The 14,535-nt window shown below is 68.9% G+C and carries 15 protein-coding genes and 2 pseudogenes; 7 read left to right on the forward strand and 10 right to left on the reverse strand.

Features of this window, described 5'->3' with window-relative positions; translation table 11 throughout:
- Positions 1-118: 118 nt before the first annotated feature.
- Together ACWEQO_RS30495 and ACWEQO_RS30500 are read right to left on the reverse strand one after the other, a co-directional pair.
- Positions 119-1,003, reverse strand: a complete 885-nt coding sequence (locus ACWEQO_RS30495; RefSeq protein WP_452985968.1) for a DNA-processing protein DprA — start codon at positions 1,001-1,003, stop codon at positions 119-121.
- Positions 1,004-1,157: 154 nt separating this feature from the next.
- Complete coding sequence (locus tag ACWEQO_RS30500) at positions 1,158-1,790, reverse strand: lamin tail domain-containing protein (protein ID WP_452985969.1); 633 nt, start codon at positions 1,788-1,790, stop codon at positions 1,158-1,160.
- A 514-nt stretch (positions 1,791-2,304) separates the two neighbouring features.
- On the opposite strand from ACWEQO_RS30500, the gene ACWEQO_RS30505 reads away from it, so the two are divergent.
- Positions 2,305-2,919 (forward strand): RraA family protein, encoded by a 615-nt coding sequence (locus ACWEQO_RS30505; RefSeq protein WP_452985970.1) that lies wholly within the window; start codon positions 2,305-2,307, stop codon positions 2,917-2,919.
- A 135-nt stretch (positions 2,920-3,054) separates the two neighbouring features.
- Here the strand turns inward: ACWEQO_RS30505 and ACWEQO_RS30510 are convergent, their stop codons facing one another.
- The 3 genes from ACWEQO_RS30510 to ACWEQO_RS30520 form a co-directional block, all read right to left on the reverse strand.
- Positions 3,055-3,540 carry a hypothetical protein gene (locus tag ACWEQO_RS30510; protein WP_452985971.1) on the reverse strand — a complete coding sequence of 162 codons (486 nt, stop codon included), beginning with the start codon at positions 3,538-3,540 and terminating at the stop codon, positions 3,055-3,057.
- A complete protein-coding gene (locus tag ACWEQO_RS30515; RefSeq protein ID WP_452985972.1) occupies positions 3,531-3,743 on the reverse strand; it encodes a hypothetical protein in 213 nt (70 codons plus the stop codon). The genes ACWEQO_RS30510 and ACWEQO_RS30515 overlap by 10 nt, the downstream gene beginning before the upstream one ends.
- 88 nt (positions 3,744-3,831) lie before the next feature.
- On the reverse strand, positions 3,832-4,833 hold the full coding sequence (locus tag ACWEQO_RS30520; RefSeq protein WP_452985973.1) for a helix-turn-helix domain-containing protein: 1,002 nt from the start codon (positions 4,831-4,833) through the stop codon (positions 3,832-3,834).
- Positions 4,834-5,185: 352 nt separating this feature from the next.
- Here ACWEQO_RS30520 and ACWEQO_RS30525 point away from each other — a divergent pair.
- Positions 5,186-5,713, forward strand: a pseudogene (locus ACWEQO_RS30525) (SMI1/KNR4 family protein).
- Between the two features lie 58 nt (positions 5,714-5,771).
- On the opposite strand, the gene ACWEQO_RS30530 reads toward ACWEQO_RS30525, so the two are convergent.
- Positions 5,772-6,575 carry an SDR family NAD(P)-dependent oxidoreductase gene (locus ACWEQO_RS30530; protein WP_452985974.1) on the reverse strand — a complete coding sequence of 268 codons (804 nt, stop codon included), beginning with the start codon at positions 6,573-6,575 and terminating at the stop codon, positions 5,772-5,774.
- 34 nt (positions 6,576-6,609) lie between these two features.
- A complete protein-coding gene (locus tag ACWEQO_RS30535; RefSeq protein WP_452985975.1) occupies positions 6,610-7,488 on the reverse strand; it encodes a hypothetical protein in 879 nt (292 codons plus the stop codon).
- 102 nt (positions 7,489-7,590) lie between these two features.
- On the opposite strand from ACWEQO_RS30535, the gene ACWEQO_RS30540 reads away from it, so the two are divergent.
- The 3 genes from ACWEQO_RS30540 to ACWEQO_RS30550 are packed head-to-tail and all read left to right on the forward strand — an operon-like array spanning position 7,591 to position 10,889.
- Positions 7,591-7,995, forward strand: a complete 405-nt coding sequence (locus ACWEQO_RS30540) for a restriction system modified-DNA reader domain-containing protein (protein ID WP_452985976.1) — start codon at positions 7,591-7,593, stop codon at positions 7,993-7,995.
- A 55-nt stretch (positions 7,996-8,050) separates the two neighbouring features.
- Positions 8,051-9,706: a DUF262 domain-containing protein gene (locus ACWEQO_RS30545; RefSeq protein ID WP_452985977.1), complete on the forward strand. Its 1,656-nt coding sequence runs from the start codon at positions 8,051-8,053 to the stop codon at positions 9,704-9,706.
- Positions 9,696-10,889 carry a type II toxin-antitoxin system HipA family toxin gene (locus ACWEQO_RS30550; protein WP_452985978.1) on the forward strand — a complete coding sequence of 398 codons (1,194 nt, stop codon included), beginning with the start codon at positions 9,696-9,698 and terminating at the stop codon, positions 10,887-10,889. Before ACWEQO_RS30545 ends, ACWEQO_RS30550 begins: the two co-directional genes overlap by 11 nt.
- 125 nt (positions 10,890-11,014) lie before the next feature.
- Here ACWEQO_RS30550 and ACWEQO_RS30555 read toward each other — a convergent pair whose 3' ends face one another.
- Both ACWEQO_RS30555 and ACWEQO_RS30560 read right to left on the reverse strand, forming a co-directional pair.
- Entirely contained in the window at positions 11,015-12,007 is a 993-nt protein-coding gene (locus ACWEQO_RS30555) for a transcriptional regulator (protein WP_452985993.1), read from the reverse strand.
- 90 nt (positions 12,008-12,097) lie between these two features.
- A pseudogene (locus ACWEQO_RS30560) lies at positions 12,098-12,640 on the reverse strand (helix-turn-helix transcriptional regulator); the annotation flags it as partial.
- Between ACWEQO_RS30560 and ACWEQO_RS30565 the strand changes: the two are divergent.
- Positions 12,527-12,985 carry a hypothetical protein gene (locus ACWEQO_RS30565; RefSeq protein ID WP_452985979.1) on the forward strand — a complete coding sequence of 153 codons (459 nt, stop codon included), beginning with the start codon at positions 12,527-12,529 and terminating at the stop codon, positions 12,983-12,985. The pseudogene ACWEQO_RS30560 and the gene ACWEQO_RS30565 sit on opposite strands and share 114 nt — an antisense overlap.
- Positions 12,986-13,115: 130 nt before the next feature.
- Entirely contained in the window at positions 13,116-13,781 is a 666-nt protein-coding gene (locus tag ACWEQO_RS30570) for a class I SAM-dependent methyltransferase (protein ID WP_452985980.1), read from the forward strand.
- Between the two features lie 269 nt (positions 13,782-14,050).
- Here the strand turns inward: ACWEQO_RS30570 and ACWEQO_RS30575 are convergent, their stop codons facing one another.
- The gene (locus ACWEQO_RS30575; protein WP_452985981.1) at positions 14,051-14,473 is read right to left on the reverse strand and encodes an ATP-binding protein; all 423 of its coding nucleotides are present in this window, start codon (positions 14,471-14,473) and stop codon (positions 14,051-14,053) included.
- Between the last annotated feature and the right edge of the window lie 62 nt (positions 14,474-14,535).

A 14,535-nucleotide genomic window follows, 5' to 3' on the forward strand; every position in this document is an offset into this window, starting at 1 on the left:
CGACCCTGGCCGGGCCGCAGCAGGTCTGGCACACACCCGAACCGGGAAGCAACGGGTGGACGAGAAAGTTGGCGTAGCGGGCGGACAACCCGACGACAGTTGTCATCCGGTCGACCCACTAGGCCCAGGTCAGCTCGCCCGTGGCGGGGACGAGGGAGTCGAGATGGCTGAAGACTTCGTCCGGGCCGTCGATGACGGTGGTGTTCGGCCTGGCGGCGTATTCCCTCGCCCACTCGTGGATCATGAGGGAACGCATGAGGAAAACCCGGCGACCGTGCTCCAGCGCGAGACGGGCCTGCATGCGCGCACCGCTGCGGTAGGCCGCCTCGATCACGACCGTGGCCAGGCTGTAACCGCTCATCACAGCGTTCCGCATCGGAAAGGACATTTTCGACGGCGGCGCGTCCGGCCAGAACTGGGAGATGAGCAGTCCACGCTCGGCGATCTCCTCCTGAAGCCGCGCATTCTGCGTGGGGTAGGCCCGTCGCAGGCCGGTGCCGAGGACAGCCACCGTACGGCCGCCGACGGCGAGGGCTGTGGCGTGGGCAGCGGTGTCGATCCCGGCTGCCAGCCCACTGACCACCGTGACCCCGCGCTCGGCCAAGCCGCCCGCGATGGCACGGGCGTGCGCGATGCCTTCCTGCGTCGGCGTACGGGTCCCGACAACGGCGACGCGCAGGTCGTCCTCGACCGGCGTCCCACGCAGAAACAGGAACGGGGGGCGTTGGTGGACCAGTCTCAGGTAGAGGGGGTAGTCCTCGTCCAGGATCGTCACGAGCCGCAGCCCCTCACGCTCCCAGCCGGCGATTTCGGCGGCGATACCGTCCAGGTCTGCTGCGGGCCCGGTGTCGAAGAGCGCACCCTGCCCTGAAACATCGAGCAAGCTCTCGAGGACTTCACGTGCGCTGCCGACGCTCTCGATCTGGTCGGTGAGCTCGGACCAGGAACGGTCGTCGCGCCGCAACAGTGCGACGAGTGCGGCTCGCTCCAGCTCCTGGTCCATACCGTGAGTATAGAAGGGACGCCCGAGGCGCCACGCCGTTGCGCGGGCCGCGCCTCCCCTCTCGGCAGGGGCTCCTCATGGCGCTGATCCGGCCCGGGAAACGCCCGAGGGCGTGTCACGGCCGGTTGCCGTGACACGCCCTCGAGGCGTCGAGTCAGCGCTGGTGGCGCCCGTTGTCGTTACCGCGCTCGCCGGCCCGGTCGTTGCCCCGGTCACGGTGGTCGCCCCGGTCACGGTCGTGGCCGCGGTCGCGGTGGTCGCCGCGGTCACGGTGGTCGCCGCGGCCGCGGTCGTGGCCCCGGTCACGGTCGCGGTCGCGGTCATGTCCGTGACCACGACCCCAGCTCTCGGTGTCGACGACCGAGCCACGGCGGTCCGACAGGGTGGCCCGGTCGGAGTGGTTGTCCCAGATGTGCCTGTTGCGGTCCTGGTAGACGTCATGGCGGGTGTCACGGCCGGATCCCGTGTGCACCTTGACCGTCGAGCGGCCGTTCAACCGCAGGTGGCGGAAGGTGTACTTGTCACCCCTGCTGTTACGCAGGGTCCAGCCCCTCAGGTCGACGCTGTGGCGGGACCGGTTGGTGACGCTCACCCACTCGCCGTTCAGCGAACGGTTGCTGCGGGTGTCCGGGCCGGGAGCGTTGTACTGGACGTCGCTGATGACGACCTGCCGGCGGTCGGGGCCCCTGTCCTGGACGGCGGACGCCGGCAGGGCGGCGGCCGCCACGACGGAACCGGTCACCAGGGCGACGGCGGTCAGACGGCGAGCGGCGGAAGAAGCAGACATGCGGTCCCCTTCGCATTCGTGCGCCGGCCCGCCCCGGGTACGGACGGGCGGCGCTCTCCGAGTGGTACGTCCCGGCTGGCTGCCGAGGTCTCACACCCTGCCGCCCCGTCACCCCCTTTCACAGGAAGTCCTGCCACAGGTGACGCAATGCAGACATGTCCGAAACAGTCGGTTGCCAGATGCACACATATCGTTCGAATACGGGGGTCGAATCGATGCACCACCCATCGACCCGTGGCCTGTCCGGGCCCGTCACCGTTGCACCAGGCCCCCGCCCCACCACGCCACCGCACACGCCACCTTGCTGTTCCCCCGAAAGTGGGTAACAGGACCGACGGGACACAGGCCCACGCCCCGCACCCGGTCACCGCCCCGGAATCGCAGGAGCCGTCGACCGCTGCGTCGCGATGGCCCGGCGACCCGGCAACTCCTCGCCCTCGATCCTCACCTGACGCCGTCACCGGTTCCCGTACGCTCAACCCCCTGACCGCGACGTCCCGGAAACGAGGAGTCCATGAACCAGGCCTTCACACATGTTCCCCCCACCACCCTCGCCGACCTGCTGGGCCGCGCTCAGGTCATGGACATCGGCATCCGCCCGCTGTGGGACGCACCGCGCGTCGCGGGACCCGCGTACACGGTGCGGTGCGAGCCCGGCGACAACCTGATGCTGCACGCCGCGATCTACCGGGCCGAGCCGGGCTCGGTCATCGTCGTGGAGTCGGGCGACCTCGACCACGCCCTCGCCGGCGGCAACGTCTGCGCCGTCGCCCAGCGCCGGGGTGTCGCGGCCTTCGTGGTCGACGGCGTCATCCGCGACCTCGGCGAGGTGCGCGAGGCCGGCTTCCCGGTCTTCGCGCGCGGCGTCATCCCGATCCCCGGCACCAAGGAGAAGATCGGCGCGCTCGGTGAGCCGGCCCGGGTCGGCGGCGTCCTGGTGCACCCCGGGGACATCGTGGTCGCCGACGAGGAGGGCATCGTCGTCGTCCCCGCCGCACGCGAGGAGGAGATCCTCACGGCAGCCCGGACGAAGCTCGCCAAGGAGGCCGAGGAGTCCCTCGACACCTGGGAGTCAAACCACCGCGCCCGCATAGAAAAGGCCCTGACCGCCCAAGGCTTCACCGGCTGACCCGATCCGCCGCCTCGGCTGACGGCCCCCTCCGCAACACACTCGGCCCGCCCCTGGGAGGGGGCAGACCGCGGCGTGTCCGAGAAGCACAACAGCGCTCGCCGACGCGGAGTCGCCACGGTCGGGGACGGCTCGTCAGGCTGCTGCTCTGGTCGATCCGCTGCTCTTGGTGGAGCTGGTGCCCCTCCCCTGCTCCGCCGAACGCTTTCGACGCGGTGTCCCGGCATCGGTCGAAGGCACCTTTCCTCTGAGGAGCTGAGAGATGCGCTGGAACGACACGCCCAGGAAGAAGCCGGCGTCGCGCTGGCTCAAGTTCTCGGTGAGCACGGCCGCAGCGCGCTGCATCGCCTGCCGCTCGCGTTCCGCCGCCCGTCTGGTCGCCTCCTGGGCCTGCCTGGCGGCTTCCAGGGCCTCGCGGGCTTCGTCCGACAGTACGGGGTCGAGCCTCACCGAGAAGCCGTCGGACTCGGAGTCGAGCATGACGGCGATGGCCTCCCGAGCAGCCGCGTCCGCCTGCTCCAACCGCTTGACCTGACTGAAGACACCGGGCAGGTCGGGCACCTCCAGAGCCCACCACTCACCCATGCGGCGTGCGACAACGCGATAGGTCTTCACCGCCACCACCTCTCTCCCAACTCCGACTCGAGGGTCTTGCAGATGCTCTCCGCGGTGATCTCGTTCACCTCGCTGTGCTTGGGGATGACCACGAGGACGGCACCGCACGCCCATACCTCGTGGCTGCCCCGTTGACGCAGCTTCTCGAAGCGGATGTCCTTGGCTTTCGCCGCCTGCCTGATCTTCCTGATCAGGTCTCTGTGCTTCAAAGAACTAAGTCCAGTCTAAGTAGACAAGTCAAGTCAAGCTTGCATTGACTTGCATGCGTCTCGCCGGGTTGTACCGGGAGGCACAAGCTCAGGCCGCGCGGGCACCCACGCTGGTTGCCATCTGGCCGGAGCGGCAGTCGCGGCAGCGGCCCGGTTCCGGGGCGCGGAAGACCCGTTCGCAGCCGTCGCAGTCCTGGAAGGGATGCCGGCGGTGAGCGCTGCCCGTGTTCACGACCGTGGAGGGCGGCGGTGCCGGGATCGCGGGAAGGGGCGGCGGCAGCAGTTCGCGGAGGCGGTAGGCGATCACACCGGCCGGGTGCTTCATCACCCCCGGGAGGTCGGCGGTCAGGGTGCGGTGCACCGCGGCGGGGGTGGCACCTCGTTCGAGCCAGGCGATGACCCCCGGAACCAGTCTGTTCACGTCCCGGAGGGACAGGACGATGCGCTCGTCGGTGCGGCGCAGGCCCGCGAGGAGGGTGACCGCCCTCTCGTACAGCGGGTCCCGGCGAGCCGGCTCTCGCGGCAGGTCCGCGGGTGCGGCCGCGTCGGGGGCGGCTTCGGGCGCCTTGGGGGTGACCGGCTCTCCAGCGGGTTGGTCGTCCTCCTGAGGTGTTTCCTGCGGGTCGGCACCCGCTACGGAGGCCCGGGTGCGGACTCGTGCCGCCGCCGTCCGCCCAGCCGCAGGCACAGGCGCGGGAACGGGTCGCGCGACTGCCCGAGCGGCGGAAAGCGGCGCGTGATGGGCGTACGTACGCGTCGCCAGGCGGCCCGTCTCCGTGTGCTCGCGGACCCGCTCCAGGTAGCCGTGCGCCTCCAATTCCCGTAGTGCGAAGGCGATCCGGTCCCGCCCTTCGGGGAAACGCTCGGCGAGGCTGCGGATGTCGACCAGGGTGCCCTCGGGCACCGAGAAGATGTGGGTCGCCAGTCCGATCGCGGTCAGCGACAACTCGCGGTGCTGGGCGAGGTGGTTACCCACCAGCACGTACTGCCCGGACTGGTACGTGCGTACGTGCGTGACACCGGAGGGGGCGGCGCTTCGCCGAACACCCTGATTCTGACGCGGTACGGCATTAGGCTTCATCTCAGCCATGGGGAAGTCCTGTCTTCCTTCTTGGTCAGGCCCTCGCCCTGGGAGTGCTAGTCCCGGCGGGGGCCGACGTATGTGCAGGGATGGGGGAGCGGCGAGTCACCTCGCCCTCGTGCTGAGACTGCACGCCCGAACCACCGACGCGCCAGCCAATCCAGCCGGTTTCACCCGCTCGGGTGACCTACGCGAGGTTTGGTTTGGTTGGTTGGTTTTTTCCCAGGGTTCTTTGGTCTTTTACCGCCCGCAGCCCCGCCTCACGAACCGCCGCAGCCTGCGTTTCCCGGCACCGGTGAGCCGCCCACCCGGGACACCCACACGAAGGTCGCATGTCCGTGCGTGCGGCTACGGTACGCCCGTGAACGAGATGCCCGGTGACGCCCGCCGCCTTCCCCCCGCCCTCGCCGACGTGGCCCGCGTCGAGTTCGACCACGCCGACGGCGACGGAATCGACTTCGAGCCCTACGACGCCTTCTGCTCGGCCCAGGAGACCACCGACTGGCTGCGCCAGTGGACCGGAAACCCCGAACTCGACGGCGACGCCTAACGGCTGTTCGGCCAGGACGGCACCGGCGGCCTCGCGGCCGTCCGGTACGGGCGGCCCGGCCGGCCCCTCACCGAGCAACCCGTGGTGTTCATGGGCTCGGAGGGCGAATGCGGCGTGGTGGCCGGGAACCTCTCCGACTTCCTCTGGGTACTGGCCGACGGCATCGGACCACTGGAGTCCGTCCTGTACGACGAACCCGAGGCACGCCCGAACCCGGAGCTCACCGGACTCGCCGAACGCCACGCCACCACCCCGCGCCGCCCGGCCCGGGCCATCATCACCGAGGCCCGCGCCGAATTCCCCACCTTCACCGACAACATCGACGCACTCTGCCGCTGAGCCGCCGAGCAAGGCTGGCAAGGCTGGCAAGGCTGGCAAGGCACAGAACAGTCACCGTTCACCGGGTACTCGGACCGAGGCCGGCCTGCGGCTGCCCTCCGTCCACCGGCACATGGGCGCCGTTCACGGCACCGGAAGCCGGGGAGAGCAGGAAGGCGATCACCCGGGCGACCTCCTCCGCGTACAACAACCGCCCGCTCGGATTGCGCTCCGCATAAGCGGCGTACGCCTGCGGATCCCGCAGACGCAGCCGGTCCCAGCTCTTTCCCGGCAGGAGGATGGAACCGGGACTGACCGTGTTGACCCGGACCCGATACGGAGCCAGTTCCTGGCACAGCGCTCCGGCCAGATAGATCTCGGCGGACTTGGCGGCCCCGTACTGCGCGGGAAAGCGGGGCTTCCAGCCGGAGATGGAGGAGACCAGAACGGCGGAGCTGCCCGGCCGAAAATGCGGCAGTCCCGCCCGCACAGCCCGTACCGCGTGCCCGCCGTTGAGTTCCCAGGTCGTCTGCCAGTCCTCGCGCGTGGAGTCGAGAAGCCCACCGCCGCGCTTGCCGCCCACATTGGCCACCAGGCCGTCGAGCCCGCCGAACGCACGCCCGACCTCGTCCGTGAAGTCCTCCAGAGCGTCCGGCGCAAGGACATCCACCGCGCCGGTCAGCACCCGTGTGGCGCCCTCCCGCTCCAATTCGTCACCAGCGACCGCCAGTTGTTCGGCATCCCGACCACAGACGGCCACGGACGCGCCCTCTGCGGCCAGAAGACGTGCGACAGCGAACCCGAGACCTCGGCTGCCACCGGTGACCAGGAACGTCCGCCCTCGCAGTCCGTACGTGACGGCGGGCACTGTGCTCTCTTCCATCGTCCCACCCTGCCACCCGGTGCTTCCGGATCGGTCAGCGAACCAGTTTCCGGATGACGATGCCCACGATGAGCGTGGTGAACAGCAGACCGGCCGAGGCGAACGAGACGGCCATGGCCGTCCAGTGCGCGGACTTGAGCTCCGACGGCAGGCCGGTACCGACGTTCAGCCACAGGGCGAGGGCCAGCACCAGCGAAGTCGCCGCAGCCCCCGGATCCGTCACCCCCTGGCCGTCACCGCGCAACGAGCCTGCGCAGTGGAGGCCGATGGCAGTCAGAAGGACGCCCGCCACCAGGAAGCACGCGGGGTTGCGCGCTCGTACACCCCAGCCGAGGACGCCTCCGACGATGCCGCGGGAAACGGCACGCCGTAACAATGGCAGCATGGCGGCCTCGTGCTGCCGGGTGAGGTAGTAGAGCTGGTCCACCTCACGGTTCCTGTGCCGTCTGGCCAGAGCCGACCGGAGCGACTCCAGTGCCACGGCGGACACTTCGGTGAAGGAGCGCTCCAGGAAGGAGAGGATCTGGCGCCCGTTCCGGAAGACCTGCCCGGCGAGTTCCATGTCACCGACACTCGAATGTGCGTCGAGGGTGTACCGCGAACTGCCCCCGGGCAGCGCGAGGGTGTCGGTCACCGAGGATCCCCGGAGGCTGATCACCGCCGGTGCCTGCGAGGTGGCCGTCAAGCGCATGACCGTGCTGTTCTCCAACGACAGGCGGGCTGTCGCGTGCGCGCGACCGCCGTCGTCGCCGCTCACCTTGAGATCACGCACCTCCACAGGCCCGCGCACCGTGCTGTCGGCGATCGTGCTGGACTCCTCGGCCCAGGTGGCGATGCAGCCGATGCAGTGGCCGCCGACGACTGGACCTAGCGGCGGCTCGACGACGAAGTGGGCGACGGGCTCGGCGGTCACCCGTCCAGACTCGCCACGCCTGCGTCCGGGCTCGCCACCCGACCATCCCACTCTGCTACGTTTCAACTGTCACATTCTCATCTACAGAGAGGGAAAGTGAAAGTGAGCCCCACGATCCGGGTCGACAGCGAGGTGTACGAAGAGCTGCAGAAGCGGGCCAAGCCCTTCGTCGACACTCCGAACAGCACTCTCCGCCGGGTCCTCGGCCTCCCGGAGAAGGCAACACGGTCGGGGAGCGTGGTCGCCGCTCCCTCGTCGCCGGAAGCCGCGCTCCGTCCCCTTCTGGCGGACCGGCGGCTTCGCCCCGGGCAGCGGCTGGTGTGGCGGCGCCGAAATCTCAACCGGGTGCACTATGCCGAAGTGCTCGAGAACGGCACGCTCCGACTGGAGGACGGTTCCGTTCACGACACCCCCTCGGGCGCGGCAACGGCACTCGCGGGCAACTCCCAGAACGGCTGGACGGCCTTCGCCACCGAGGACGGCGTCCTGCTGAGGGACCTGCGTTGAGCACGGGCATCACGACCGCCCGGACCTACGATGGAACGGCACTCGGAGGTAGGACATGGCAGGTGTGACCAAACCCAAGGTCGGTCGTGTCGCGCCGCTGGAACTGGTCGAGTGGGCTCTGAGCGGACGTATCCGGATTCCGCGCTTCCAGCGCTCGTACCGCTGGGAAGCCTCCGACTCCGAGCGGCTCTTCGACAGCATCCTGCGTGGCTATCCCATCGGCAACCTGCTGATGTGGCGCAAGCCCGCACCAGCTGCCGAGATCACCTTGGGCGAGCTCCGGTTCGACGCGCCGGAGCGATCCGACGCGTTGTGGGTGGTCGACGGACAGCAGCGGCTGACCACGCTCATCGGCGCGCTCACGGCATCCGAGGACACGGTGGACCGCCGGTTCCGCATCTTCTACGACCTGCGGGAGAAGGACGCCCGCAAACGGTTCCTGTCCGCACCGCACTCCCGGAACGTGCGCGATCACTGGCTGCCGGTCTGGGTCGCCGGCGACAACCGGCGGCTCATCGCCTGGCAGCGTGAACGGCCGTGGCTGACCGAAGAGGAATACGACCTCTGCGACTCGGTGGCCACTGCCATCCGCACCTACGAGATTCCCATGTACGAGATCGAGGGCGACGACGAACAGGCGCTACGCGAGATCTTCGACCGGATGAACACCTTCGGCAAGACGCTGAAGAGAGCCGAGATCTTCCAGGCGCTGCATTCCGCTCCCCTCGACGTGCAGCCGTCCGATCTCGACGCGCTGCGTGACCGGGTCGGAGCACTCGACTTCGGGGACTTCACCCCCCAGCTGCTCATGCAGAGCGTGATGGCGACGCGGGGCGGGCAGGTCGACCGCGACTTCCGCCAGGAGTTCAAGGACGACAAGGACCGGCAACAGGCTTTCGCCCGGACCGAGAAGGCTCTTCGCCTGGTGGTCGACTGGTTGCGCTCCGAGGCTGGAATCCCCCACCTGCGCCTGCTCCCGTACGCCCTCTACATGCCCGTACTCACCCGTTACACCGCTCTGTTCGGGTACCCGACGGGACGAGGCAGTGAACTCCTGCGCCGCTGGGTCTGGCGGGGAGCAGCGGTCGGCGCGGCCCCGCAGGGAAACACCGTCGCCCTGCGGCGCAACGCCAGCGCTGTACATGACGATCCCGTCGCCAGTGCCACCCGGATGCTGGGCCTGCTGCCGATCGGCGGAGAACTCTGGAAACCGGATCTGACCCAGACGGCGCTGAACCGGACACAGGCGAAGATCAATGTGCTCGGTCTCCTGTCGGCCCGCCCTGTCCTCCTCGCTCCGGCCACGGATTCTGACGGGAACCACTACCCGGAGGGCACCCTGCTCGGCGACTCCCGCCTGCTGGCGGACATGCTCAACAGCGGGAACTCCCCCCTGCAGTCACTCGTCTCCGGCCGGACCATGGCCGCCAAGGTGCTGCACCCCGCGACCAGAACCGGATTCGACCTCTTCTCGCAGTGGTCGGACCCTGCTGTCCTCCGGTCGCACTGCATGGACGAACGGTGCGTGGACCTGCTCAACGCGTTTACCGACGAAAGCACCGACGACTTCCTGGCCTACCGCGCCCGCATCATGACCACGGTCGTCTCGGATCATGTGCAGCGCATGGCGCTGTTCGGATTCTCCGACGGGCCCGAGGCCGAGGCCCTGTTCGACGAGAACCTCTGGGGAGACAGCACAGATGCAGCGTGATGTGACCGCGACGGTCTACCTGGGGGACCGCCGTGTCGGCGTGCTGGGCTACCACAAGGGCAACACGTGGTTCGAGTACACGGACCTGACAGCCGTTCACCCGATTCTCGGGCAAGGATTCGAACGTGACCCGCGCAAACGCCGGACAGCGAGTGGCAGTGTGCCGGAGTGGTTCGCGAACCTGCTTCCGGAACAGGGCAGCGGGCTCCGGCGTCTGGTGGCCGCCGAGTTGGGCAAGCCGCGGATTCACGACTTCGTACTGCTGAACCATCTCGGTGAGGATCTGCCTGGTGCGGTACGCGTGGTCCCTGACTCTCCGCTGGACGGTCTTCCCGACCATGACCAGCCCGAGACGTGCAGCCACGAGCACGCCCTGCGCTTCTCGCTGGCCGGCGTGCAGCCCAAGTTCTCGATGCGTTTCTCAGGCAAGGCTCTGGTGCTTCCGACCACCGGGAGCGGCGGCGACTGGATCGTCAAACTCCCCGACGAACGCTTCCCCTCCGTCCCCGCCAATGAATACGCCATGCTGCACTGGGCGGCTCTCTCGGACATCGATGTGCCCGACGCCGCCCTCGTCCCCGGCTCGGAGGTCAACAATCTGCCCGATGGGCTGGCCGATCCCTCGGAGCCCGTACTCGCGGTCCGTCGCTTCGACCGGACGCATGAGGGCCGAGTCCATCAAGAGGACTTCGCCCAGGTACGCGAAGTCGCCGCCGACTCCAAATACGACCGGGCCCATTACGCCGGCCTCGGCCGCGTGATCAACGCGACCTGCCCACCTGAGGACGTCGTCGAGTACGTACGCCGGCTCGTCGCCATGATCGTCATGGGAAACGCGGACGCACACCTGAAGAACTGGACGCTGCGCTACCCGACCGGAAGACAGGCCCGGCTCTCACCCGCATACGACCTGGTCTGCGTCGCCGCCTACCCGAAGGCCGACCAGAAGCTGGCTTTCCCTCTGAGCGGAACCACCGACTGCGCACGCGTCACTCTCGACAGCTTCCGCGCCTTGTCATCGTCGCTGATGCTGCCCGACGAACAGATCGCCTCGACGGTGCGGGAGAGCGTCGCGGCCCTCGCCACCTCCTGGCCTCAGGTGAAACGGGACTGCCCCGTTCCCGACATGGTGGTCAGGACCATCGACGAACGTCTCGAACAGCTTCCGCTGATGCGCGCCTGATGTGATGACCACGGAGATCCCGGACGACGCGAAACGGCGGCGTGCGCCCGCCACGGCGCACCCCGCCACTCCACGTCACTCGTACTGCGGCCTCACGTCCTCGACCGGCGTCTGCGCGCCCCGCGCTACCCGCCTCCGGTTCGGTGCCCGTCGGCGAGGACCATACGCCCCAACTCGCGCACCCCGCCGACATGACGGTGTGAGCGGTGCAGCTCTTCGACAATCGCTCGCATACTCGGGCGGTCCCGCACTTCGGAGGGCGTCACACGGAACGCGGCCAGCAGGGACTGTACGGTCTGTTCGGGCTTTCTCCATTGCCACCAGGCGCGGGCCATGTCGGTGTGCAGACGTCCCTTGCGTTCCGCGGTGGCGAACTGCTCCTGGCGGAGCTGTCCACCAGCCCGGATCGCGGCTCCGGCGTCACCGAGTGCCCAGTGGACACCCACTTGGTACAGCCGTACGGATCCGGGCGTGATGGCGAAGAGACGACCGACCGGCGCCACGGTGGGCAGGTCCCGGGCAGCTCGCGCGGCCTCCTCGATCATCGACAGCGCCTCGTCATGGTCGCCCGCGCGAGCCGCCGTGTACGACGTGGTGCAGAGCAGTTGCGCGTACGCCGCTGCCTGCGCCTGGGTGTTCAAGCCGGTGGCCTCGATGCTGGAGGCCGCCTTGAGGACGAGCCGCTGCGCCGTGTCCACCTGATTCTGGTGACGCAACACGATGCCCAGCTCACGGGCCGCCGCCGCCGAGGCCAGCGGAGAACCGGACAGATCCGCGTAGAGGCTCGCACGATCGGCGGTGAGCCGCGCCTGGTCATACCGCCCGATCTTCACCAGCACCTGAGCCGTCAGCGAGTAGCACGCGGACAGGCGCGCATAGTCGATCTCCGCACGCTCATGGATACAGGCGTGGGCCGTGGCGAGGAGGTCCGGCAGCACCTCCAGGAGATCGCCGTACCGGCCGGTGTCGAAAAGCGCACGCGCACGAGCCAGACGCCCGTCGAGAGGCACCGGCGAGCCCGAAGGAGCGGGCATGTCCGCAAGGGCCGTTTCCACGCCGAGTAGAAGAGACGTGGGCACAGCCAGCCCGGCCGCTGCGAGCAGCGTACGACGTCGCATCGGGTCCTCCTCGGTGTGGCGTGGACCATTCGGCGCAACACTAGTGGCTCGCAGGCCCGTGAGACCCAGCGCCGCTCCCAGGACGTCCGGTGGTACTCCGACTTCGCGTGCGGCTCGCTGCAACAGACGCAAATCGCTGACCCGACCAGATTTCTCCAGCCGGGAGACGGTCGACGCCGAGCAATCGAGCCGACGTCCGAGGTCGACCTGGCGCCAGCCGTGCCAGGCCCGGCCAAGTCTGATCAGCCCTCCGGGATCACACCGTTCCATGAGCAAGCGGACCCTGGACGAGTTCCACAACGGGTCGATGGTGCGCTGCATCGCGCCTCCCCCATGGCAGGAGCAGGACCGTCTGTCCACGGTAGGGGGTGCGGGGCGGCGCGCCCAGAGGACGTGCACCTTCTGCACACGGCTTGCGTGGGCCGCGAGTTGAAGACGTTCAGGGCCGATGCCGTGGTGCCGTGGTGATGCGGCCCGCCGGCAAGGAGCGGGTACGCGGCACACGGGAGGAGAGCCACGATGGCGACAGCCCTTGAGAGCACACCGAAGACGGCTCCCGCGATGCGGGAGCCCAGGCAGTACGTCGAGCCGGAGGTCTGGGAGAGGGAGATCCAGCTCCTGATGCGCGACCATCCGTTCGACGAGGTCATGGCCGAGCGGCTGTTCGCCGCGGCGGTCACGTACCTGGTCACGGCGATGGAGAAGTGGGGTCAGGGACTGGAGATGTGCTGCGGTCGACTGGTCGACATCGCCGTCCACGTCTTCATCCTGGACACGAAGAACTACCGCGAGTTCTGCGCCCGGCACTTTGACGGCAGGTTCCTGGAGCACATCCCGGAGGTCGAGTTCAAGTACGACGGCTCGGTGGAGCGCACGGCCCACATCATCGCGGAGAACGGCTTCCCCGTGGACTGGAAGCTGTGGGAGCGCGACTTCGCGAAGTGCGGTCCGTGCAGGCCGGGCGAGAACTGCCACTGAGTCGGTCGCGTCCGACCAGGTCCGGGTGTCCTCGGCAGGCACCCGGACCCGGTCATGTCTTCGTGGCGTGTCGCGGGTGTGCCATGGCTACGGTGCTCCAGCACCGTGCCCGCTCCTCTCAAGGACGCCCATGCCTCGCACGTCACACGATCCCGTCCTCTTCTGGGACCGCTACAAGCCGGACCGGGACGGCCCGCCGCCGCCTCCCGACGTGCCGGCTTTCGAGTGGACGCAGTACGAAGGTCATGGCCCGGGAGCCGAACTGCTCGGCCGACCGCGTACCGCGCTGGAACTGGGGGCGGCCGAGTGCCGTGAGGCGTCGTGGCTGGCACGCCGGGGAGTACGCGTCACGGCGCTGGATCTGTCCCCCGTGCAGGTCGAGCGGGCACGCAGGTGGTGGAAGGACGTTCCCGGCCTGACGATCGAGGAGGGGGAGGCGTGCTCCTTCCTCCGAGCGTGCGACCAGACGTACGACGCGGTCTACTCGATCTGGGGAGCGGTGTGGTTCACCGAGCCCAAAGAACTCTTTCCGCTGGTGGCCGAACGGCTTTTGCCGGGCGGGGTGTTCGCCTTCTCGCACGGCGAGACCCCTCAGCGCCTCCACGGCCGCCGGCCCATGTACGGGAAGGGCCCGGACGGCAGGGAGACGACCGTGGACCGCTGGTGCCATCCCCCCGAGACATGGGCCGATCTGGCACGCGAGCACGGTTTCCGTGACGTCCGGGCACGGTGTCTTCCCGCGCCCACCGACCAGGCGCTGGGCACGATCATCGTCGAAGCTCGGCTCCCTGCCTGACCCCACTGCCCCGTGTCTGGTCTCCGCCTGCACCGAGCGCGGCGTGACGCACTCCACCCAGGCGCGCGTCGCGTCCCAGCCCCGGTCCTCAAGATCGGCACCGATGCGCTCGGCCCCCTCGCCCGCAACCATGGGGGCATGGCTACCCACCTCACCCCAGGAACGCATGCGAGCAAGGTACGCAGCAGATTACGCGCCCTCGCCGTTGCCACGTGGCGACGGACGGGTCACCGACCCAAGGACGACTCCCTGCACAGGAGGGCGAGAGGTCACCTGCCCAGATCCAGCTCCGCCCACACGGTCTTGGAGGGCACCGGGCCGTCTCGTACACCCCAGCGATCGGCCAACTCCTCGACCAGCAACAGCCCATAGCCGGACTCGGCGGGTTCCGAAGGGACGTTCCGGCGTGCGGGCAGGTTCTCGCCCCGAGTATCGGTCACCTCGATGCGCAACACCCCGTGCGCGGTGACGGTGAGACCGAGCCGGAAGCTCCGACCGGGGACCCTGCCGTGCACGGCGGCGTTCGTCGCGAGTTCGGCGACGATCAGCCGGGCCGGGTCCAACGGGAGTTCCCAGGAGCGCAGTTGTTCCGTGGCGAGGAGGCGGGCGAGACGGGCACCCCGACGGGTGGCGGAGAGCGGCACGGTGAACTGGCGGAGCGAAGTGCCCGGAGCGGCGATTTCCTGATTCACATCACCCAGCGTGTTCACGCGTGCGTACCGTGTGAAGGAGGGCGGCCCGTGCGACCAGCGGC

The sequence above is a fragment of the Streptomyces sp. NPDC004051 genome (assembly GCF_053604275.1).